At 49.0% G+C, this 19,531-nt stretch carries 16 protein-coding genes, 1 pseudogene and 1 CRISPR repeat array; of the genes and pseudogenes, 11 read left to right on the top strand and 6 right to left on the bottom strand.

Annotated features, from left to right (window positions below; genetic code table 11):
- The first annotated feature begins 5 nt into the window (after window positions 1–5).
- From mazE to eno, 5 genes are all read left to right on the top strand, one after another.
- Window positions 6–254 carry a type II toxin-antitoxin system antitoxin MazE gene (mazE, locus tag BGE37_RS19510; protein ID WP_000581937.1) on the top strand — a complete coding sequence of 83 codons (249 nt, stop codon included), beginning with the start codon at window positions 6–8 and terminating at the stop codon, window positions 252–254.
- The gene (gene mazF / locus BGE37_RS19515; protein ID WP_000254750.1) at window positions 254–589 is read left to right on the top strand and encodes an endoribonuclease MazF; all 336 of its coding nucleotides are present in this window, start codon (window positions 254–256) and stop codon (window positions 587–589) included. The genes mazE and mazF overlap by 1 nt, the downstream gene beginning before the upstream one ends.
- 71 nt (window positions 590–660) lie before the next feature.
- Window positions 661–1,452 (top strand): nucleoside triphosphate pyrophosphohydrolase, encoded by a 792-nt coding sequence (gene mazG / locus BGE37_RS19520; protein ID WP_032185017.1) that lies wholly within the window; start codon window positions 661–663, stop codon window positions 1,450–1,452.
- Window positions 1,453–1,679: 227 nt separating this feature from the next.
- The gene (pyrG, locus tag BGE37_RS19525) at window positions 1,680–3,317 is read left to right on the top strand and encodes a glutamine hydrolyzing CTP synthase (protein WP_000210878.1); all 1,638 of its coding nucleotides are present in this window, start codon (window positions 1,680–1,682) and stop codon (window positions 3,315–3,317) included.
- A gap of 87 nt (window positions 3,318–3,404) precedes the next feature.
- Window positions 3,405–4,703 carry a phosphopyruvate hydratase gene (gene eno / locus BGE37_RS19530; RefSeq protein ID WP_000036723.1) on the top strand — a complete coding sequence of 433 codons (1,299 nt, stop codon included), beginning with the start codon at window positions 3,405–3,407 and terminating at the stop codon, window positions 4,701–4,703.
- 59 nt (window positions 4,704–4,762) lie between these two features.
- Here eno and BGE37_RS19535 read toward each other — a convergent pair whose 3' ends face one another.
- From BGE37_RS19535 to BGE37_RS19550, 4 genes and pseudogenes are all read right to left on the bottom strand, one after another.
- Window positions 4,763–5,665: a TPM domain-containing protein gene (locus BGE37_RS19535; protein WP_123057339.1), complete on the bottom strand. Its 903-nt coding sequence runs from the start codon at window positions 5,663–5,665 to the stop codon at window positions 4,763–4,765.
- Window positions 5,662–6,810, bottom strand: coding sequence for a TPM domain-containing protein (locus BGE37_RS19540; protein ID WP_032185015.1), 1,149 nt, complete (start codon window positions 6,808–6,810; stop codon window positions 5,662–5,664). Before BGE37_RS19540 ends, BGE37_RS19535 begins: the two co-directional genes overlap by 4 nt.
- A 251-nt stretch (window positions 6,811–7,061) precedes the next feature.
- Window positions 7,062–7,733 (bottom strand): annotated as a pseudogene (locus tag BGE37_RS19545) (TPM domain-containing protein); the annotation flags it as partial.
- Window positions 7,734–7,746: 13 nt separating this feature from the next.
- Window positions 7,747–8,349, bottom strand: a complete 603-nt coding sequence (locus BGE37_RS19550) for a LemA family protein (RefSeq protein WP_032185013.1) — start codon at window positions 8,347–8,349, stop codon at window positions 7,747–7,749.
- Between the two features lie 172 nt (window positions 8,350–8,521).
- Here BGE37_RS19550 and queE point away from each other — a divergent pair, with 172 nt between their 5' ends.
- Window positions 8,522–9,193, top strand: coding sequence for a 7-carboxy-7-deazaguanine synthase QueE (gene queE / locus BGE37_RS19555; RefSeq protein WP_001199973.1), 672 nt, complete (start codon window positions 8,522–8,524; stop codon window positions 9,191–9,193).
- Between the two features lie 338 nt (window positions 9,194–9,531).
- Window positions 9,532–10,415: a CRISPR direct-repeat array (repeat unit 29 nt; unit sequence GAGTTCCCCGCGCCAGCGGGGATAAACCG).
- A gap of 637 nt (window positions 10,416–11,052) precedes the next feature.
- Here queE and BGE37_RS19560 read toward each other — a convergent pair.
- Window positions 11,053–12,531, bottom strand: coding sequence for an FGGY-family carbohydrate kinase (locus tag BGE37_RS19560; RefSeq protein ID WP_105288355.1), 1,479 nt, complete (start codon window positions 12,529–12,531; stop codon window positions 11,053–11,055).
- Window positions 12,532–12,557: 26 nt separating this feature from the next.
- Window positions 12,558–13,835, bottom strand: a complete 1,278-nt coding sequence (locus BGE37_RS19565; protein WP_105288356.1) for an MFS transporter — start codon at window positions 13,833–13,835, stop codon at window positions 12,558–12,560.
- 318 nt (window positions 13,836–14,153) lie between these two features.
- Here BGE37_RS19565 and BGE37_RS19570 point away from each other — a divergent pair, with 318 nt between their 5' ends.
- The 5 genes from BGE37_RS19570 (at window position 14,154) to BGE37_RS19590 (ending at window position 19,508) form a co-directional block, all read left to right on the top strand.
- On the top strand, window positions 14,154–14,939 hold the full coding sequence (locus BGE37_RS19570) for an SDR family oxidoreductase (protein ID WP_105288357.1): 786 nt from the start codon (window positions 14,154–14,156) through the stop codon (window positions 14,937–14,939).
- Between the two features lie 69 nt (window positions 14,940–15,008).
- Entirely contained in the window at window positions 15,009–16,463 is a 1,455-nt protein-coding gene (locus BGE37_RS19575; protein ID WP_000059300.1) for an FAD-binding oxidoreductase, read from the top strand.
- 21 nt (window positions 16,464–16,484) lie between these two features.
- Window positions 16,485–17,894, top strand: coding sequence for an MFS transporter (locus tag BGE37_RS19580; protein WP_161397385.1), 1,410 nt, complete (start codon window positions 16,485–16,487; stop codon window positions 17,892–17,894).
- Window positions 17,872–18,651: an electron transfer flavoprotein subunit beta/FixA family protein gene (locus tag BGE37_RS19585; protein WP_105271779.1), complete on the top strand. Its 780-nt coding sequence runs from the start codon at window positions 17,872–17,874 to the stop codon at window positions 18,649–18,651. The genes BGE37_RS19580 and BGE37_RS19585 overlap by 23 nt, the downstream gene beginning before the upstream one ends.
- Window positions 18,648–19,508, top strand: a complete 861-nt coding sequence (locus tag BGE37_RS19590) for an electron transfer flavoprotein subunit alpha/FixB family protein (RefSeq protein ID WP_105276663.1) — start codon at window positions 18,648–18,650, stop codon at window positions 19,506–19,508. Before BGE37_RS19585 ends, BGE37_RS19590 begins: the two co-directional genes overlap by 4 nt.
- Window positions 19,509–19,531 lie beyond the last annotated feature (23 nt).

The following is a 19,531-nucleotide window of genomic DNA, read 5'->3' on the forward strand; positions in this document are numbered from 1 at the left end:
GGGTTATGATCCACAGTAGCGTAAAGCGTTGGGGAAATTCACCGGCGGTGCGGATCCCGGCTACGTTAATGCAGGCGCTCAATCTGAATATTGATGATGAAGTGAAGATTGACCTGGTGGATGGCAAATTAATTATTGAGCCAGTGCGTAAAGAGCCCGTATTTACGCTTGCTGAACTGGTCAACGACATCACGCCGGAAAACCTCCACGAGAATATCGACTGGGGGGAGCCGAAAGATAAGGAAGTCTGGTAATGGTAAGCCGATACGTACCCGATACGGGCGATCTGATTTGGGTTGATTTTGACCCGACAAAAGGTAGCGAGCAAGCCGGACATCGTCCGGCTGTTGTCCTGAGTCCGTTCATGTACAACAACAAAACAGGTATGTGTCTGTGTGTTCCTTGTACAACGCAATCAAAAGGATATCCGTTCGAAGTTGTTTTATCCGGTCAGGAACGTGATGGTGTAGCGTTAGCTGATCAGGTAAAAAGTATCGCCTGGCGGGCAAGAGGAGCAACGAAGAAAGGAACGGTTGCCCCAGAGGAATTACAACTCATTAAAGCCAAAATTAACGTGCTGATTGGCTAGGTGTTACTAACTCACTTCTATTCTGGTCACAGGTTTCCACCTGACAGACCCGCAATTTTCAGGACATTCTAATGAATCAAATCGACCGTTTGCTCACTATTATGCAGCGTCTTCGCGACCCGGAAAACGGCTGCCCGTGGGATAAAGAGCAGACATTTGCCACCATTGCACCTTACACCCTTGAAGAAACCTACGAAGTGCTGGACGCCATCGCCCGCGAAGACTTTGACGATCTGCGCGGTGAACTCGGCGATCTGTTGTTCCAGGTGGTGTTTTACGCGCAAATGGCTCAGGAAGAAGGGCGCTTTGACTTTAATGATATTTGCGCTGCGATTAGCGATAAATTAGAGCGTCGCCATCCGCATGTTTTTGCTGACAGTTCTGCCGAAAACAGTAATGAAGTGCTCGCCCGTTGGGAGCAAATCAAAACCGAAGAGCGCGCGCAGAAAGCGCAGCATTCGGCGCTGGACGATATTCCTCGTAGTTTGCCGGCTTTAATGCGTGCGCAAAAAATCCAGAAACGTTGCGCCAACGTTGGCTTTGACTGGACGACGCTCGGCCCGGTAGTCGATAAGGTCTACGAAGAGATCGACGAGGTGATGTACGAGGCGCGGCAGGCTGTTGTCGACCAGGCTAAACTGGAGGAGGAAATGGGTGACCTGCTGTTTGCCACGGTCAATCTGGCTCGTCATTTAGGGACAAAAGCGGAAATCGCATTGCAAAAAGCCAATGAAAAATTCGAGCGCCGTTTTCGCGAAGTGGAGCGTATTGTTGCCGCGCGTGGACTGGAAATGACAGGTGTTGACCTCGAAACAATGGAAGAAGTCTGGCAACAGGTAAAACGGCAGGAAATTGATCTCTAAGGGAATTACGCGGTCAAGCGCGATTTGTGTCATTTTTTAAATGACAAGCGCTTGATTTGCGTCAAAAACATTTACCCCAAAGGGGCTATTTTCTCACTCCTGATTTCAATAGTGCGCTGGCGAAGAGGAGGGATAATGAAAGTTTGTGGCACAGGTCATGTTCGGGTATACTGCTTTCCCGTCCTGGTTATTCCATCGTCTTTTCAACCTAACTTCTCAGGTTCAGCATGACAACGAACTATATTTTTGTGACCGGCGGGGTCGTATCCTCTCTGGGTAAAGGCATTGCCGCAGCCTCCCTCGCAGCCATTCTTGAAGCCCGTGGCCTCAATGTGACCATCATGAAACTGGATCCGTACATCAACGTCGATCCAGGTACTATGAGCCCAATCCAACACGGGGAAGTGTTCGTTACTGAAGACGGCGCTGAAACCGACCTGGACCTGGGGCACTACGAGCGTTTCATTCGTACCAAAATGAGCCGCCGCAACAACTTCACCACGGGTCGTATCTACTCTGACGTTCTGCGCAAAGAACGCCGCGGCGACTACCTCGGCGCAACCGTACAGGTTATTCCGCACATCACTAACGCTATCAAAGAGCGCGTGCTGGAAGGCGGCGAAGGTCATGACGTGGTACTGGTAGAAATCGGCGGTACTGTAGGTGATATCGAATCCCTGCCGTTCCTTGAAGCGATTCGCCAGATGGCTGTTGAAATTGGCCGTGAGCACACCCTGTTTATGCACCTGACGCTGGTGCCGTACATGGCAGCGTCTGGTGAAGTCAAAACCAAACCGACTCAGCACTCTGTAAAAGAACTGCTCTCCATCGGTATCCAGCCTGACATTCTGATTTGTCGTTCAGATCGCGCTGTTCCGGCGAACGAACGTGCGAAGATTGCATTGTTCTGTAATGTTCCGGAAAAAGCGGTTATTTCTCTGAAAGACGTCGATTCCATCTATAAAATTCCGGGCCTGTTGAAATCGCAGGGGCTGGACGATTATATTTGTAAACGATTCAGCTTAAACTGCCCGGAAGCGAATCTGTCCGAATGGGAACAGGTTATCTTCGAAGAAGCGAATCCGGTAAGTGAAGTCACCATTGGTATGGTCGGCAAGTACATTGAACTGCCGGACGCCTACAAATCCGTGATCGAAGCACTGAAACACGGTGGGCTGAAGAATCGTGTCAGCGTCAACATCAAACTGATCGATTCACAAGATGTTGAAACGCGCGGCGTTGAAATCCTTAAAGGTCTGGACGCAATCCTCGTACCTGGCGGTTTCGGCTATCGTGGCGTAGAAGGCATGATTACGACCGCGCGTTTTGCGCGTGAGAACAATATTCCTTATCTGGGCATTTGCCTGGGTATGCAGGTGGCGTTAATTGATTACGCTCGCCATGTTGCCAACATGGAGAACGCCAACTCTACGGAATTTGTGCCAGACTGTAAGTACCCGGTTGTGGCGCTGATTACCGAGTGGCGCGATGAAAACGGCAACGTTGAAGTTCGTAGCGAGAAGAGCGATCTCGGCGGTACCATGCGTCTCGGCGCACAGCAGTGCCAGTTGGTTGACGATAGCCTGGTTCGCCAGCTGTACAATGCGCCGACAATTGTTGAGCGTCATCGTCACCGTTACGAAGTCAACAACATGCTGTTGAAACAGATTGAAGATGCAGGTCTGCGCGTTGCGGGCCGTTCCGGGGATGATCAGTTGGTCGAGATCATCGAAGTTCCGAATCATCCGTGGTTCGTGGCTTGTCAGTTCCATCCGGAGTTTACTTCTACTCCACGTGATGGCCACCCGCTGTTTGCAGGCTTTGTGAAAGCCGCCAGTGAGTTCCAGAAACGTCAGGCGAAGTAAGTAAAAAAGTTAGAACGGCAACGCGTACCCAGGGTACGCGTTGTTTGTCTGGAGTTTCAGTTTAACTAGTGACTTGAGGAAAACCTAATGTCCAAAATCGTAAAAATCATCGGTCGTGAAATCATCGACTCCCGTGGTAACCCGACTGTTGAAGCCGAAGTACATCTGGAGGGTGGTTTCGTCGGTATGGCAGCTGCTCCGTCAGGTGCTTCTACTGGTTCCCGTGAAGCTCTGGAACTGCGCGATGGTGACAAATCCCGTTTCCTGGGCAAAGGCGTAACTAAAGCTGTTGCTGCAGTTAACGGCCCGATCGCTCAGGCGCTGATTGGCAAAGATGCCAAAGATCAGGCTGGCATTGACAAGATCATGATCGACCTGGACGGCACCGAAAACAAATCCAAATTCGGCGCGAACGCAATCCTGGCTGTATCTCTGGCTAACGCCAAAGCTGCTGCTGCCGCTAAAGGCATGCCGCTGTACGAGCACATCGCTGAACTGAACGGTACTCCGGGCAAATACTCCATGCCGGTTCCGATGATGAACATCATCAACGGTGGTGAGCACGCTGACAACAACGTTGATATCCAGGAATTCATGATTCAGCCGGTTGGCGCGAAAACTGTGAAAGAAGCCATCCGCATGGGTTCTGAAGTTTTCCATCACCTGGCAAAAGTTCTGAAAGCGAAAGGCATGAACACTGCTGTTGGTGACGAAGGTGGCTATGCGCCGAACCTGGGTTCCAACGCTGAAGCTCTGGCTGTTATCGCTGAAGCTGTTAAAGCTGCTGGTTATGAACTGGGCAAAGACATCACTCTGGCGATGGACTGCGCAGCTTCTGAATTCTACAAAGACGGTAAATACGTTCTGGCTGGCGAAGGCAACAAAGCGTTCACCTCTGAAGAATTCACTCACTTCCTGGAAGAACTGACCAAACAGTACCCGATCGTTTCTATCGAAGACGGTCTGGACGAATCTGACTGGGACGGTTTCGCATACCAGACCAAAGTTCTGGGCGACAAAATCCAGCTGGTTGGTGACGACCTGTTCGTAACTAACACCAAGATCCTGAAAGAAGGTATCGAAAAAGGTATCGCTAACTCCATCCTGATCAAATTCAACCAGATCGGTTCTCTGACCGAAACTCTGGCTGCAATCAAGATGGCGAAAGACGCTGGCTACACTGCAGTAATCTCTCACCGTTCTGGCGAAACTGAAGATGCTACCATCGCTGACCTGGCTGTTGGTACTGCTGCAGGCCAGATCAAAACGGGTTCTATGAGCCGTTCTGACCGTGTTGCTAAATACAACCAGCTGATTCGTATCGAAGAAGCTCTGGGCGAAAAAGCACCGTACAACGGTCGTAAAGAGATCAAAGGCCAGGCATAAGCCTGACTTTATCTGATTTAAAAATGCCAGCCTTCGGGCTGGCATTTTTTATGGTTGAGTTACCAGCGGCCAGACGCGCCGCCACCGCCAGAAGAACCGCCACCTCCGCTAAATCCGCCGCCACTTGAGCCGCCACCGGAAGAGGATGAAGAAGAACCTTTTCTTGAAGCTCTTTCTTTACCGAGCGTCTTGTATTTGGCTCGTAGCTTTTTATTAACGATAAGCCAAAAGATAAGCAGCGCTACGATCGCAAAAGGCGTTAACATACCGCAGGCAACGATTAAATTCGTCCATGGTCCTGGCTCGGCAACATAGAGGAATACCATCCCGTAAATTGCGGCAGTGAGAGTTATCCAGGGTAAATTCGACGGATCGGTAAAAACAATAAAATATGAAAGCACTGCCAGCAATATAATTACAGCAAGCGAAAATGGGATAGGGGGATTGATACTGTAATAATTCCCCCTGCCTTCCGGTAATTCACCATTCATCAGAAGTGCGCCGATATTTTCGCTTGCCAGTGTTAACCCCCCCATCAGGTCATCACTTTTGAAAGCAGGGATTAATATATCACGGATAATCTTTGCCGCTTGCAGGTCGGTAACCACCCCTTCCAGCCCATAGCCGACTTCTATACGAACAGCATGATCTTCCCAGGCAACCAGAAGTAAAATGCCATCGTTTCGCTGCTTATCTCCCAGTTTCCAGCTATCAAAAACGCGTGTTGCATATTGTTCAATGGTATCGTCTCCGGTGGATGGCACTATTAATACGGCAACCTGTGCCCGTGTTTTTTGTGTAATATCCTGCAGCTGTTGTGTCAGTGATTGTTGTTCAGACGTGCTTAAGGTACCAGTAATATCGGTCACCTGTTGGCGCAGCTCCGGCACAGCAATTTGCTGGGCAAGCACAGGAAGGCACCATAAAGTGAGTAGAAAAAGGATTATACGCATAACGATCACCAACGGTCGGATGAACCGCCACCGCCAGAAGAACCGCCGCCACCGCGGAAAGAGTTTTTCGACGAAGAACGAGAATGAGCATTACGATTCCCCGTTTTCTTGTTGCTTTTATGCCCTGATCCCAGTTTAAGATTGCCAGTAGATTTGGCCACAATGATCAGCAGAACGATGCCAGCAATGGTTATTGGGCCGATAAAATGATCAATTAGCCCAATAATTGTTGAGATGAACGCAATATCTTTATTACTGGCAAATACCAGGCACCATCCCACAACAATTATCAGCAGCACGACAAACAATGAATTTCGTCCTGATTCACGAACCTGCGGAGCCTTCTTTTGTTTTTTCACTTTAGCGTTTTTATTTTGGGGGGCCAGCATCATAGGAAATGCGCGGCATATATTAAAAACTACCGCGAGACGCTGCCAGCAGATTGCTGCGAAAAATAAACTAAAACAAACGACCGATATCCGTCGAATGATGACATCGTTCTGAAAGCAGAAAAACCAGACCATAGGGGTAATCATCGATATCATCCATATGCCAGGCCCTGGATGGGTGGTAAATCGCCAGAGGACAACGATGGCAACGATCATCAGCAGTGTCCAGGCAAGACATGGCAGAGAGCGTTGCGGATTAGCAAACAGATGATTGGCTAAAGCATCCAAAGGGCTAAGATTCGCTTTTATATAGGTAAACTGTGCGATGCCTTCAATTCCCTGCGTTAACCCGGAGAAGAGATTATTTTTTTTGAATTCCGGTTGCATATGGTAATGAACAATTTGCGCAGCTTGTTCCGGTGGCAGCATCTCTTCCAGTCCATGCCCAATCTTCATTGACGCCAGCCCTTCCGGCCAAACGACGAGAATTAAGATACCTTCGCCGTACCGCTTCTCTCCAACAGGTTTCCAGTGATATAACCCGTAGCTTTGCGAGGCTGCAAGTTTAATGTCTTTACCCCCAGTGGTCGGCGTTACCAACACGGCCACCTGAAAGTGGTTTTGCTGCTCGAGAGTCTGTAATTGTTGAGTTAAAGCAGTTTGTTCTTCTGTCGTTAATGTCCCGGTTAAGTCAGTTACTGAAGGCAATTGTTCAGCGAATGCCTGGAAACCACATAGCATCAGAAGTAAGAGAAAAATACGCATTTCAATTCCTTTTGTTACCAGCGCCCGGAGGCGCCACCGCCGCCAGATGAACCGCCGCCGCCGCTGAAATTATCATTGTCAAAAGAGGATGAAGAGGAAGATGACGACGATGATGAAGAACGCCAGGAGGCCGAGTTACTTCTTTCGTAGCGTGACGGTCGGTTGGCACTGCGCATCGAATCCCGAACCTTTTTGCCGAAGGGGGTAAAAGCGATAGCGACAGCCAGGAACGGTGTGGCGAAGCAGAGTAATGTTGCGAGTACTCCCCAGCTTCCGCCGAAACCTGCTATAGGTAAAACAAAGGCCAGTACAATAGCTGTGAAGCAAATTAGTCCCAGCGTTTTGAAATATCCTCTGGCGGAAATAAAGGTCAGTACTATTGCCCAGACTAACAAAGCCCACCAACCGCTAAAGGGCAAAGGGTGATCGGTCGGTGTTATCGTTGCTAAATTATTCCCCGTCAGACGATTATCAATATCGCTTATTCCCTTTTGCAAGCCGCCAGCAAGGTCGCCATTTTTAAATGCCGGAATAATACTGTTGCGAATAATTTTCCCGGACTGCGCATCCGTAATAACGCCTTCCAGTCCGTAACCGATTTCAATACGCACGGTATGATCCTGCCAGGCGACTAACAGTAGAACGCCATCATCGCGGTCTTTATCACCCGGTTTCCAGCTATCGAATACCCGCGTAGCGTACTGCTCGATGGTTTCATCGCCCGTTGTTTCAACCACTAACACGACCAGTTGTGCGTGGCTTTTTTGCGTCAGCTCTTTAATCTGATTGGTCAAAGTATTTACTTCATCGTTCGTCAATTTACCGGTTAAGTCATTCACATACCTGGGTGATTCAGGCACTGGAATTTGTATGGCAAACACAGATGAACAAAAGAAAGCCATAAGGAAGATAAAATTTCGCACAGGACTTCCTCGCTTAATGAGCATTAGTATTCTGGCTAAAATCTATTGTCGGGGCTTTACTCACAGCGGCGACATCATCCGGCAAATAATTTTTCTTTGGTGTGTAATCCATGACTTTTGCGGTTAACACTGCGGGGAATTTGCGGATAGTGACATTATATTGTTCGATGGCTTTAATATATCTTCCTCGCGCAACGGCAATTCGATTTTCACTTCCTTCGAGCTGTACCATCAAATTTTGATAGAGTTCCTGGGCCTTTAGCTCAGGGTAACGTTCACTAATTATCGTTAACTGACCGAGAGTGCGAGACACCTGCGCCTGAGCTTGTTGCCAGGTTTGTAATTTTTGTTCATCTCCCGGAGTTTGCTGAAGAGCGTTACTGGCGCGATTAGCCTGACTACGTGCCAATGTTACGGCTTCCAGTACCTCTTGTTCATGGCTGGAATAACCTTTAATACTGGCGACAAGATTAGGAATAAGATCGGCGCGACGTTGATATTGATTTAATACCTCAGACCAGGAAGCGTTAACCTGCTCATCATAGGTTTGAATATCGTTATATCCACAGCCTGATAAATTGAAAATAAATATAATTACGATGAATGTTCTGAGCATGGTTAAATCCCTTTTAATTAATTCCTTAAAACATAATACGCCACTTCATTTTATTCTTTATGATCTAATCCACTTTTTGCCTTAAACCTGCCTGTAACAGAATGTTAATAAGGCATGATTGTTGTGGCAGGATCTGCAATAATTAACAATTATCCACTTCACAGAGAATGCTATGCAGTACCCGATTAACGAGATGTTCCAGACCCTGCAAGGTGAGGGTTACTTTACCGGCGTCCCCGCCATTTTTATTCGTTTACAGGGATGCCCGGTCGGCTGTGCCTGGTGCGACACCAAACACACCTGGGAAAAGCTTGAGGATCGGGAAGTCTCCCTTTTCAGCATTCTGGCGAAGACCAAAGAGAGTGATAAGTGGGGGGCGGCGAGCAGTGAAGATTTGCTGGCTGTCATTGGTCGTCAGGGATACACCGCGCGGCATGTGGTGATTACGGGTGGTGAGCCTTGCATTCATGATTTGCTGCCACTGACTGACCTGCTCGAAAAGAACGGTTTTAGCTGCCAGATCGAAACCAGCGGTACTCATGAAGTACGCTGCACGCCGAATACCTGGGTTACCGTATCGCCAAAGCTGAACATGCGCGGCGGCTATGAAGTGTTGTCACAGGCACTGGAGCGAGCCAACGAAATCAAGCATCCAGTGGGACGCGTACGTGATATTGAAGCACTGGATGAACTACTGGCAACGCTGACCGATGATAAACCACGAGTCATTGCACTGCAGCCGATTAGCCAAAAGGATGATGCCACACGTTTGTGCATTGAAACCTGCATTGCACGCAACTGGCGTTTGTCGATGCAAACACATAAATATTTAAATATTGCCTGATTAAACATTTATAAGCGTTATAAATGGGTGGAACCTGTAAAGACTTCTGCTCATTTATATTCTTTGTCGCCTCTGAAAAACCTCCATTTTGCCCGTCCTGGACTAATCATTATCATTCTCTACAAATTCTCTGGCGTTAATTTTTCGCTGGAGTGAAAATTATTGCAGTGAAGTTTGGTAGATTTTAGTGGGTATAGAGTTATCTTAAACATTTACCTTTTTAATCAATGGATTAAGTGTTCTTTAACATAATGGATGTGTTGTTTGTGTGATCCTGTAAAGTTGGTAGATTGTGACTGGCTTAAAAAATCATTAATTAATAATAGGTTATGTTTAGAGAGTTCCCCGCGCCAGCGGGGATAAACCGGCGGTAAAATTGTTGCTACCGTCTGGCCCTTGCGAGTTCCCCGCGCCAGCGGGGATAAACCGACGGTGCAGGATCTGTAATTCTTGCTCGCGATGAGTTCCCCGCGCCAGCGGGGATAAACCGAGTTATCAGGATTATTCCCGCTCCGCCGCCAGGAGTTCCCCGCGCCAGCGGGGATAAACCGTCGTTTTTGTGGTGGGAGTGTGCGGATTGGTAGAGTTCCCCGCGCCAGCGGGGATAAACCGGCTGACATTGTCAGCTATAACCTTACAATGTGGAGTTCCCCGCGCCAGCGGGGATAAACCGACGTCCCGCTATTTCCTGGACAGTGTGTAGCGGAGTTCCCCGCGCCAGCGGGGATAAACCGGCATTCAGCTGCAATTAGTAGAAGACGATACAGAGTTCCCCGCGCCAGCGGGGATAAACCGGCGGCGCTAACGTGATAATCACGATCAATTATGAGTTCCCCGCGCCAGCGGGGATAAACCGCGGGCGTTAACCTTTTTATAGGCATCTTCCTTGAGTTCCCCGCGCCAGCGGGGATAAACCGGCTTGCAGCAGCTGCGCCAACATCTGAATACGGAGTTCCCCGCGCCAGCGGGGATAAACCGCTTTTTCCCGTGACAAGATCCAGTTAACTGTTGAGTTCCCCGCGCCAGCGGGGATAAACCGCATCACTGGACGCCCATTTGAATAACTCACAGGAGTTCCCCGCGCCAGCGGGGATAAACCGATTCAGCAAATAGCGAATTTCATAAATATGATGTGTTCCCCGCGCCAGCGGGGATAAACCGTACGTTAAACGCCATCTGTCATGGGTCGTCATGTGTTCCCCGCGCCAGCGGGGATAAACCACCATATAACCCGTTATCTCTTTCTCAAGTTTTTATATTAGCTGTACTTGTAATAAGCAACATATCCACATAACACCTCATGTTCAAAATAGTTCCCCATGCCAGATAAGTTCACAATTATCGATACAAAAAATCAAATTTAATCAAAGTGTTATATGTATAATCCTTAAACCGTTAAGAAATTTTAATATATTATTTTTTTAATATTAATTAATGCCTGTTAATTTTTTCTTTAGAATAACAGTGTATTTTTTAAGCTTGTTATTCATTGATTAAGTAATAAATCTGGAAGTTTGTCTTTGTTTTGAGGCTAATGAGTGGTTTTACATAACCGCCTCTATACGCTGTTGATGAATAGTTCTTATGAATAAAGATATCCAGTTCATACTTTAAGTGAAAATTGATAAAGTGCGATTCGTATTGTCTTTTATTCTAAAGACATCGAGTGTAGTTAATATTCCTTGTAAAAACAGGGATAAACCGAACTAGTTAAAGTTTTTATTATGTTCCCTGCATCAGCGGGGATAAACCGGACTTGTTATCATTTTTTAAGTTGTCGAACTTATGTTCCCCGCGCCAGCGGGGATAACCATTCAGGTATGTTCAGGCCGGGCAGTTTCCCGCCCGGCCTTCCTCACTTACGCATTCGACCAGCTCTGGATCGAATCTGCATTCCCCAACTCACCATGCATCACTTCATACGATTTTTTCAGGATCACATCAGTGTGTTTGGTTAGGTCTTTGAAAATGCCTTTATTCATCGCGTCGTAGCGTTTGGCATTGCTCTCAATCGGCATAAAGATATCTTTCACGCGAACCATTTTGTCGACAGCCGTTGCGTAATCCGGGTATAGCCCCAGACCTATCGCTGTATTAATCGCGGCCCCCAGACTTGCGCAACCGTTAATGGCGTTACGGCGTGCCGGAAGGTTGAACACGTCGGCAAAAATCTGCATAAACAGATCGCTGTTCGAACCACCGCCAGTAATGATCACATGTTTCGCAAAGTGATTCATTTCATGACACATATTGTCGTAATTGTTCTTCAGCGTCAGCGCCACGCTTTCCAGTATCGAACGATAAATCCATGCGTAATCCATGCTGGAATCAAAGCCGATCATAATTCCGCGTTTGTACGGTTCCCACGGATTGGTCAGCCAGTCCAGCACCGTCATCAGACCATTACAGCCAGGCGGCACACAACAAGCTTTTTTGTTGAGCAAATCTTCCGGTGAAAGATCCTGCGCCCTGGCATCCTGAATTAACGATTCGCCTAGCATGTCGCGCAGCCAACTCACCGTCCACATACCTTTTCGAATACCATAACCTTCATACAGCAAGGTTTCCGGAATAGAAGACATGATCGGCCAGTACGCAACCGGATCTTTCGGCAGTGCTTTGCCGTTCATCATCAACGCGATGTAGGTACCAAGAGAAATTACCGCCGTTTCATCATCCAGTAACCCTGCTCCCAGTGCTTCTACCGGTTTATCACTGGTGGTACAAACAACGGGCAGTCCAACCGGGAAATGTGTCGCCAGCGCGGCTTGTGGTGTGATATGCCCAAGTACAGTGCCCGGCATTTGCACATCAAAAAGCATCTGTCGGGGAATATTAAACTTCTCCATTACCGCGGTATCTTCGCTCCATGCCCAGGTCTTATAATCCACCGGCCACTGACCAAAATAGTTGGCGATATTGTCTTTAAACTCGCCGGTTAAACGGTGTGTCAGATAACCTGAAAAAGAGGTGACATATGCCACATCAGGATTGATGTGCTCGTAGGGACGTGTTACGCGTGCATCCTGCCAGCTAATCAACGGCGCAGCTGGCGTGCCATCGGCTTTCAATAACGCACGGCAGCAACGGATAGATCCCAGACCAATGCCGACAATATCTTCTTTATTCCCGGCAAACTGGCTCATCAAATCGTGACCAGCAAAACATAATGATGCCCATAAATCATCGTCAGGATGTTCTGCGGTATCGGCATCTGGAGTGTGCATCGGTTGTAATAAGCCTTTGCCTTCGCAAACCACGTTACCTTCCAGATCGTACATCACCACTTTTGTGCTCTGACTTCCGCCATCAATCCCTATGATGTATTTTTTCGACATGATTTTTCTCCTGTAATTTTCCTGGCTTACTTGCTGCTAGCCATTGCGGGGGCGCTATCAGCAGTACGAATTTTTTGGAACAGCAAAAAGGTAAAGACGATCACCATGGCAAGCGCCGCCATGCCCATCAGCCACATATTGCGGTAGGCTTCTGCTGCGGGCAGGGTGTCTTGCCAGTGGCCGATAATTGGGTAAACGAAGACATCCGGCAGAAATCCAATCACCGAACAAATACCTACCGTGGTGCCCATAATGTAAGACGGTGTTCTCGCTTCGCCAGGGCAGGCCCAGTACAGCCCGCGTGAGGCGTAACAGGTGAATCCCAGAAGTAAAATCAGACCAATCCCCATCGCGACCGATTGCGGGTTAGAGTTCGTGATGAGCAGGGCAGTTAACGCCAGCAGGCCGAGTACGGAAAGGATTTGGATCACGCGGGTAGGGGATTTCACTTTGCTGTAGGTGGTGATAATGCCACCAAGTGGGCCGCACAGTGCGCGGAAGATTTTGTTGATCACAATCCCCATGTAGCTCGCCGCCACCAGCGACATGCCGTACATTTCGGTCAGATAGTTGGTGGAGTAACTCAGAATGGCGTAGATGGTGAAGACGCCAAAAATCACCATGCTGCAGTACCATGTGGTGCTGATACGCAAAACGGCAAGGATGTCGCTAAGCTGGAATGACTGTTTTTCTTCGGTGTTGGTATTGCACAGGTTGTTGTTATCGCTAACAAAAAACCAGCACAGAATCCCCAACAAGATGTAAACCACACTATAGATGATAATGACCGTTTTCAGGCTGGCGCTGTCATCCGGTGCAAAGCGAGAAAAGACCCACATGGTAAACACCGCCAGCGACATTACACCGACGCCGCGCAGCCCTTCCATCCAGCCCATAATTTTCCCTTGCTCGCTATGATCGCCAAGCAACGATGCGGCTTTAATCGACACCGACCACAGCATTAAAATCGTCGTTATCGCAAAGGCGACCTGAATACAGAGCATTACCCACAGCGGTGGATACGTTGCCATTAACAGACCCAGCAATCCGGTAATGATCATCGCGGAAGTAATCATTTTGCGATGCGAAAATTTATCGGCAATAACGCCGCTGGGGGCATAAAGAATAATAGCCGCAATACCAAAGGTACTCATTATTAAACCTATCTCGGTATTGCTGAATCCCATAAATTTCGCCATGGGAATTTGATAAATATAACGTAAATAAGCCAGATCAAAACTAACGCCGCCACTAAAACTAATTATCGCTAGGGTTATCCAACGGCGATATGAGTTGTGTTGCATATCGTATTCCCATTTGTAATAGACAAAAAAAAGAGAAAAGTAAGCCGCCCTTTCAGGTGGATTACTTTTCTCAGGTCTCTAGTAATTGCAATAAGAAATAACATGGAAAGCAGGGGGGTTGTGTGAGAGTAGTCACGCTTCTGCTTTTTAAAATTATTTGATAATACGAATATCACACTGTGATTACGATCACATTAGCGCTTATGCCCTTATGCTAAAAATTATCTCCAGTTACCAGAGATAATGAGAAAGGTAACTTCCCTCTCGCGGGGGAAGTTACCTTTCTTTTTTTTTGCCTTACGGAAATTGGAGCTAACTATGTCAATCGAATCTCTCAATGCGTTCTCAATGGATCTTTTCTCCCTGAAAGGTAAAACCGCAATTGTTACCGGCGGGAATAGCGGTTTAGGCCAGGCATTTGCCATGGCGCTGGCAAAAGCAGGCGCAAATATCTTTATTCCAAGTTTCGTTAAAGATAATGGCGAAACAAAGGAAATGATTGAAAAACAGGGTGTTGAGGTGGACTTCATGCAGGTGGATATCACCGCAGAAGGCGCGCCGCAGAAGATAATTACCGCCTGTTGTGAACGTTTCGGCACCGTCGATATTCTGGTTAACAATGCCGGTATATGTAAGCTGAATAAGGTGCTGGATTTCGGTCGTGCCGACTGGGACCCGATGATTGACGTGAACCTGACCGCCGCATTCGAGTTAAGCTATGAAGCGGCAAAAATTATGATCCCGCAGAAAAGCGGTAAAATCATTAATATCTGTTCATTATTCTCTTACTTAGGTGGTCAATGGTCACCTGCTTATTCTGCCACTAAACACGCCCTTGCCGGATTTACCAAAGCCTATTGCGATGAATTAGGTCAATATAATATTCAGGTAAATGGTATTGCCCCAGGATATTACGCTACCGATATCACCCTGGCGACACGCAGTAATCCAGAAACCAATCAGCGCGTTCTTGATCATATTCCAGCAAACCGTTGGGGCGATACTCAGGATTTAATGGGCGCAGCCATATTTCTCGCAAGTCCGGCATCGAATTATGTCAACGGGCATTTATTAGTGGTTGATGGCGGTTATTTAGTGCGCTAATCCATAACGGTGGTTTCTGATTTCTTTTATTAATGACTATTCCATTTTTATTATCAGGAAGGAATTACTATGTCTTTATCTCGCGCAGCGATTGTCGACCAGCTAAAGGAAATTGTTGGTGCAGATCGCGTAATTACCGATGAAACGGTATTGAAGAAAAACAGTATTGATCGTTTTCGTAAATTTCCGGATATTCATGGTATTTATACTTTGCCTATTCCGGCAGCGGTCGTAAAACTCGGTTCCACTGAGCAAGTGTCCCGTGTGCTGAATTTTATGAATGCACACAAAATTAACGGCGTACCACGTACCGGTGCTTCCGCTACCGAAGGCGGGCTGGAAACCGTTGTGGAAAACTCGGTGGTGCTTGATGGCTCTGCAATGAATCAAATCATTAATATTGATATAGAGAATATGCAGGCGACGGCGCAATGTGGCGTTCCGCTGGAAGTGCTGGAAAACGCGTTGCGTGAAAAAGGTTACACCACGGGGCACTCTCCGCAGTCAAAACCGTTGGCACAGATGGGGGGACTGGTGGCGACCCGTAGTATCGGGCAGTTCTCCACACTCTACGGCGCAATCGAGGATATGGTCGTTGGCCTGGAAGCAGTACTGGCTGATGGCACCGTGACACGCATTAAAAACGTGCCACGACGCGCGGCGGGTCCGGACATTCGTCACATCATCATCGGCAACGAAGGCGCATTGTGCTATATCACTGAAGTTACTGTGAAAATCTTTAAATTCACCCCGGAAAACAACCTCTTCTACGGCTATATCCTGGAAGACATGAAAACCGGCTTCAACATCCTGCGTGAAATCATGGTGGAAGGATATCGTCCGTCGATCGCTCGTTTGTATGACGCTGAAGATGGCACCCAACACTTCACCCATTTTGCCGACGGAAAATGCGTGCTGATCTTTATGGCTGAAGGTAACCCTCGCATTGCGAAGGCGACGGGCGAAGGGATTGCTGAAATCGTGGCACGTTACCCGCAATGCCAGCGCGTGGACAGCAAGCTGATCGAAACCTGGTTTAACAACCTGAACTGGGGACCGGATAAAGTGGCTGCCGAACGTGTGCAGATCCTCAAAACCGGCAACATGGGCTTTACCACCGAAGTCTCCGGCTGCTGGAGCTGCATCCACGAAATCTACGAAAGTGTTATTAACCGTATTCGTACCGAGTTCCCACATGCCGACGACATCACTATGCTGGGCGGTCACTCTTCCCACAGCTATCAGAACGGCACCAACATGTATTTTGTCTACGACTACAACGTTGTTGACTGTAAGCCGGAAGAGGAAATCGACAAATACCACAATCCGCTCAACAAAATCATCTGCGAAGAAACCATTCGCCTCGGCGGTTCGATGGTACACCATCACGGTATCGGTAAACATCGTGTTCACTGGAGCAAACTGGAACACGGCAGCGCGTGGGCGTTGCTGGAAGGGCTGAAAAAGCAGTTCGATCCTAACGGCATTATGAATACGGGTACTATCTATCCGATTGAAAAATAATGTGTCAGGTAGCGTTTCGCGATGACGGGACGTTGCCTTTTCGGCTTCTCAACCGGGAAGCCGTTCTTATTACCGGACAATGAAGGGGTAAAGATGAACACTTCACCGGTGCGAATGGATGATTTACCACTTAACCGTTTTCACTGTCGAATTGCTGCGCTGACTTTCGGCGCACACCTGACCGACGGTTATGTTCTCGGCGTCATTGGTTACGCCATAATTCAGCTTACTCCAGCCATGCAACTGACGCCGTTTATGGCGGGAATGATCGGCGGCTCGGCGCTACTTGGCCTGTTTATCGGCAGCCTGGTTTTGGGCTGGATCTCCGACCATATCGGGCGGCAAAAAATCTTCACCTTCAGCTTTATGCTGATTACACTCGCCTCGTTCCTGCAATTTTTTGCCACCACGCCAGAGCATCTTATTGGACTGCGCATTTTGATCGGCATTGGGCTGGGAGGCGATTACTCAGTAGGCCACACCTTGCTGGCTGAATTTTCTCCGCGCCGCCATCGCGGTATTTTGCTGGGCGCATTCAGCGTGGTGTGGACCGTAGGCTATGTGCTGGCAAGTATTGCCGGACATCACTTTATTAGCGAAAGCCCCGAAGCCTGGCGATGGTTACTTGCATCGGCGGCATTTCCTGCCCTGTTGATTACGTTGTTACGTTGGGGAACGCCAGAATCGCCACGCTGGCTACTGCGCCAGGGGCGTTTTGCAGAAGCTCACGCTATCGTGCATCGCTATTTTGGTCCCCATGTTTTACTGGGCGATGAAGTGGCAACGGCGACCCATAAACACATCAAAACCTTGTTCTCTTCGCGCTACTGGCGGCGCACGGCGTTTAACAGTGTCTTCTTTGTCTGCCTCGTAATCCCATGGTTTGTAATTTACACCTGGCTGCCAACTATCGCCCAGACTATTGGACTGGAAGATGCGCTGACTGCCAGCCTGCTGCTTAACGCGTTATTAATTGTGGGTGCGCTGCTGGGATTATTTCTGACGCACCTGCTGGCACATCGCAAATTTTTACTTGGCAGTTTTTTGTTGCTGGCGGCAACGCTGGTAGTGATGGCCTGTTTGCCTTCTGGCTGTTCATTAACGCTGCTGCTTTTTGTTCTCTTCAGTACCACCATTTCGGCAGTCAGTAATCTGGTGGGCATTTTGCCTGCGGAAAGTTTTCCTACTGACATTCGCTCGCTGGGCGTCGGTTTTGCCACCGCCATGAGTCGGTTGGGCGCGGCGGTAAGTACTGGCCTGCTGCCGTGGGTGCTGGCACAGTGGGGAATGCAAGTCACCTTATTGCTCCTGGCGGCAGTGTTGTTGGTTGGTTTTGTTGTGACCTGGCTATGGGCGCCAGAAACCAAAGCACTCCCGCTGGTGGCGGCGGGAAATGTAGGAGGTGTGAATGAACATTCTGTTAGCGTTTAAAGCCGAACCGGATGCCGGAATGCTGGCGGAAAAAGAGTGGCAGGCGGCGGCTCAGGGTAATAGCGGACCGGATGTTTCGCTGCTGCGAAGTTTACTCGGTGCTGATGAACAGGCCGCTGCCGCGCTTCTGTTAGCGCAGAGAAAAAACGGTACGCCGATGTCTTTAACCGCGTTGAGCATGGGGGATGAACGGGCGTTGCACTGGCTGCGCTATCTCATGGCTCTTGGGTTTGAGGAAGCTGTATTGCTGGAGACGGCGGCAGATCTGCGCTTTGCGCCGGAATTTGTCGCTCGCCATATTGCCGAATGGCAGCGCCAGAATCCGCTGGATCTGATCATTACTGGCTGCCAGAGCAGCGAAGGGCAGAACGGGCAAACGCCATTTTTGCTGGCGGAAATGCTGACCTGGCCCTGTTTTACCCAGGTGGAGCGTTTTACTCTCGACGCACCGTTTATCTCGCTCGAACAGCGTACTGAACATGGATTACGCTGTTGTCGGGTTCGCTTGCCTGCGGTGATTGCCGTGCGCCAGTGTGGCGAGGTGGCCTTGCCAGTACCGGGAATGCGCCAGCGAATGGCTGCGGGGAAAGCTGAAATTATCCGCAAAACTGTTACTGCTGAATCGTCAGCGATGCAGTGCCGGCAACTGGAAAGGCCAGAGCAACGACGCGGTGCAACGCTTCTTGATGGGCAAACGGTAGCAGAAAAAGCGCAAAAGCTATGGCAGGACTATTTACGCCAAAGGATGCAGCCATGAATATCGCCATTGTGACAATAAATCAGGAACATGCCGCAATAGCGGGCTGGCTGGCGGAGCAGGATTTCAGCGGCAGCACATTAACGCACTGGCAAATCGAGCCGCAGCCGATGGTCGCGGAACAGGTGCTGGATGCGCTGGTAGAACAGTGGCAGCGAACGCCTGCGGACGTTGTTCTCTTTCCGCCGGGAACGTTTGGCGATGAACTGGCTACCCGCCTGTCCTGGCGTTTACATGGTGCCAGTATATGCCAGGTGACTTCATTAAATATTCCAACCGGAAGCGTACGCAAATCCCAGTGGGGAAATGCGCTAACGGCGACGCTGCAAACAGAAAAACGCCCGCTATGCCTTTCCCTTGCCCGCCAGGCGGGAGCAGTGAAAAATGCCACGTTGCCCTCTGGTATGCAGCAACTGAACATTGTCCCCGGCGCGCTTCCCGACTGGCTGGTTAGCACAGAGGATCTGAAAAATGTTACCCACGACCCATTAGCTGAGGCCAGACGGGTGCTGGTGGTGGGGCAGGGCGGAGAGGCAGATAACCAGGAAATCGCTATGCTGGCAGAAAAGCTGGGAGCCGAAGCGGGCTACAGTCGGGCGCGAGTAATGAACGGTGGCGTTGATGCCGAAAAAGTGATTGGTATTTCCGGACATCTGCTGGCACCTGAGGTGTGTATTGTTGTTGGCGCTTCCGGCGCAGCAGCGTTAATGGCGGGCGTCCGCAATAGCAAGTTTGTGGTGGCGATTAATCATGACGCCAGCGCGGCGGTATTTTCACAGGCAGATGTTGGCGTGGTAGATGACTGGAAAGCGGTGCTGGAGGCACTGGTGACAACCATTCACGCAGATTGCCAATAACGTGCTGCCGGATGATCCTGTCT

The sequence above is a fragment of the Escherichia sp. MOD1-EC6300 genome (assembly GCF_002965045.1).
GTDB lineage: Bacteria > Pseudomonadota > Gammaproteobacteria > Enterobacterales > Enterobacteriaceae > Escherichia > Escherichia coli_F.

Excerpts from the sequence above, each read along its gene's own strand:
- mazE (WP_000581937.1), top strand. The coding sequence starts at position 6 with ATGATCCACAGTAGCGTAAAGCGTTGGGGAAATTCACCGGCGGTGCGG.
- mazF (WP_000254750.1), top strand. The coding sequence starts at position 254 with ATGGTAAGCCGATACGTACCCGATACGGGCGATCTGATTTGGGTTGAT.
- mazG (WP_032185017.1), top strand. The coding sequence starts at position 661 with ATGAATCAAATCGACCGTTTGCTCACTATTATGCAGCGTCTTCGCGAC.
- pyrG (WP_000210878.1), top strand. The coding sequence starts at position 1,680 with ATGACAACGAACTATATTTTTGTGACCGGCGGGGTCGTATCCTCTCTG.
- eno (WP_000036723.1), top strand. The coding sequence starts at position 3,405 with ATGTCCAAAATCGTAAAAATCATCGGTCGTGAAATCATCGACTCCCGT.
- BGE37_RS19540 (WP_032185015.1), bottom strand. The coding sequence starts at position 6,810 with ATGCGTATTTTTCTCTTACTTCTGATGCTATGTGGTTTCCAGGCATTC.
- BGE37_RS19550 (WP_032185013.1), bottom strand. The coding sequence starts at position 8,349 with ATGCTCAGAACATTCATCGTAATTATATTTATTTTCAATTTATCAGGC.
- queE (WP_001199973.1), top strand. The coding sequence starts at position 8,522 with ATGCAGTACCCGATTAACGAGATGTTCCAGACCCTGCAAGGTGAGGGT.
- BGE37_RS19560 (WP_105288355.1), bottom strand. The coding sequence starts at position 12,531 with ATGTCGAAAAAATACATCATAGGGATTGATGGCGGAAGTCAGAGCACA.
- BGE37_RS19565 (WP_105288356.1), bottom strand. The coding sequence starts at position 13,835 with ATGCAACACAACTCATATCGCCGTTGGATAACCCTAGCGATAATTAGT.
- BGE37_RS19570 (WP_105288357.1), top strand. The coding sequence starts at position 14,154 with ATGTCAATCGAATCTCTCAATGCGTTCTCAATGGATCTTTTCTCCCTG.
- BGE37_RS19575 (WP_000059300.1), top strand. The coding sequence starts at position 15,009 with ATGTCTTTATCTCGCGCAGCGATTGTCGACCAGCTAAAGGAAATTGTT.
- BGE37_RS19580 (WP_161397385.1), top strand. The coding sequence starts at position 16,485 with ATGACGGGACGTTGCCTTTTCGGCTTCTCAACCGGGAAGCCGTTCTTA.
- BGE37_RS19585 (WP_105271779.1), top strand. The coding sequence starts at position 17,872 with ATGAACATTCTGTTAGCGTTTAAAGCCGAACCGGATGCCGGAATGCTG.
- BGE37_RS19590 (WP_105276663.1), top strand. The coding sequence starts at position 18,648 with ATGAATATCGCCATTGTGACAATAAATCAGGAACATGCCGCAATAGCG.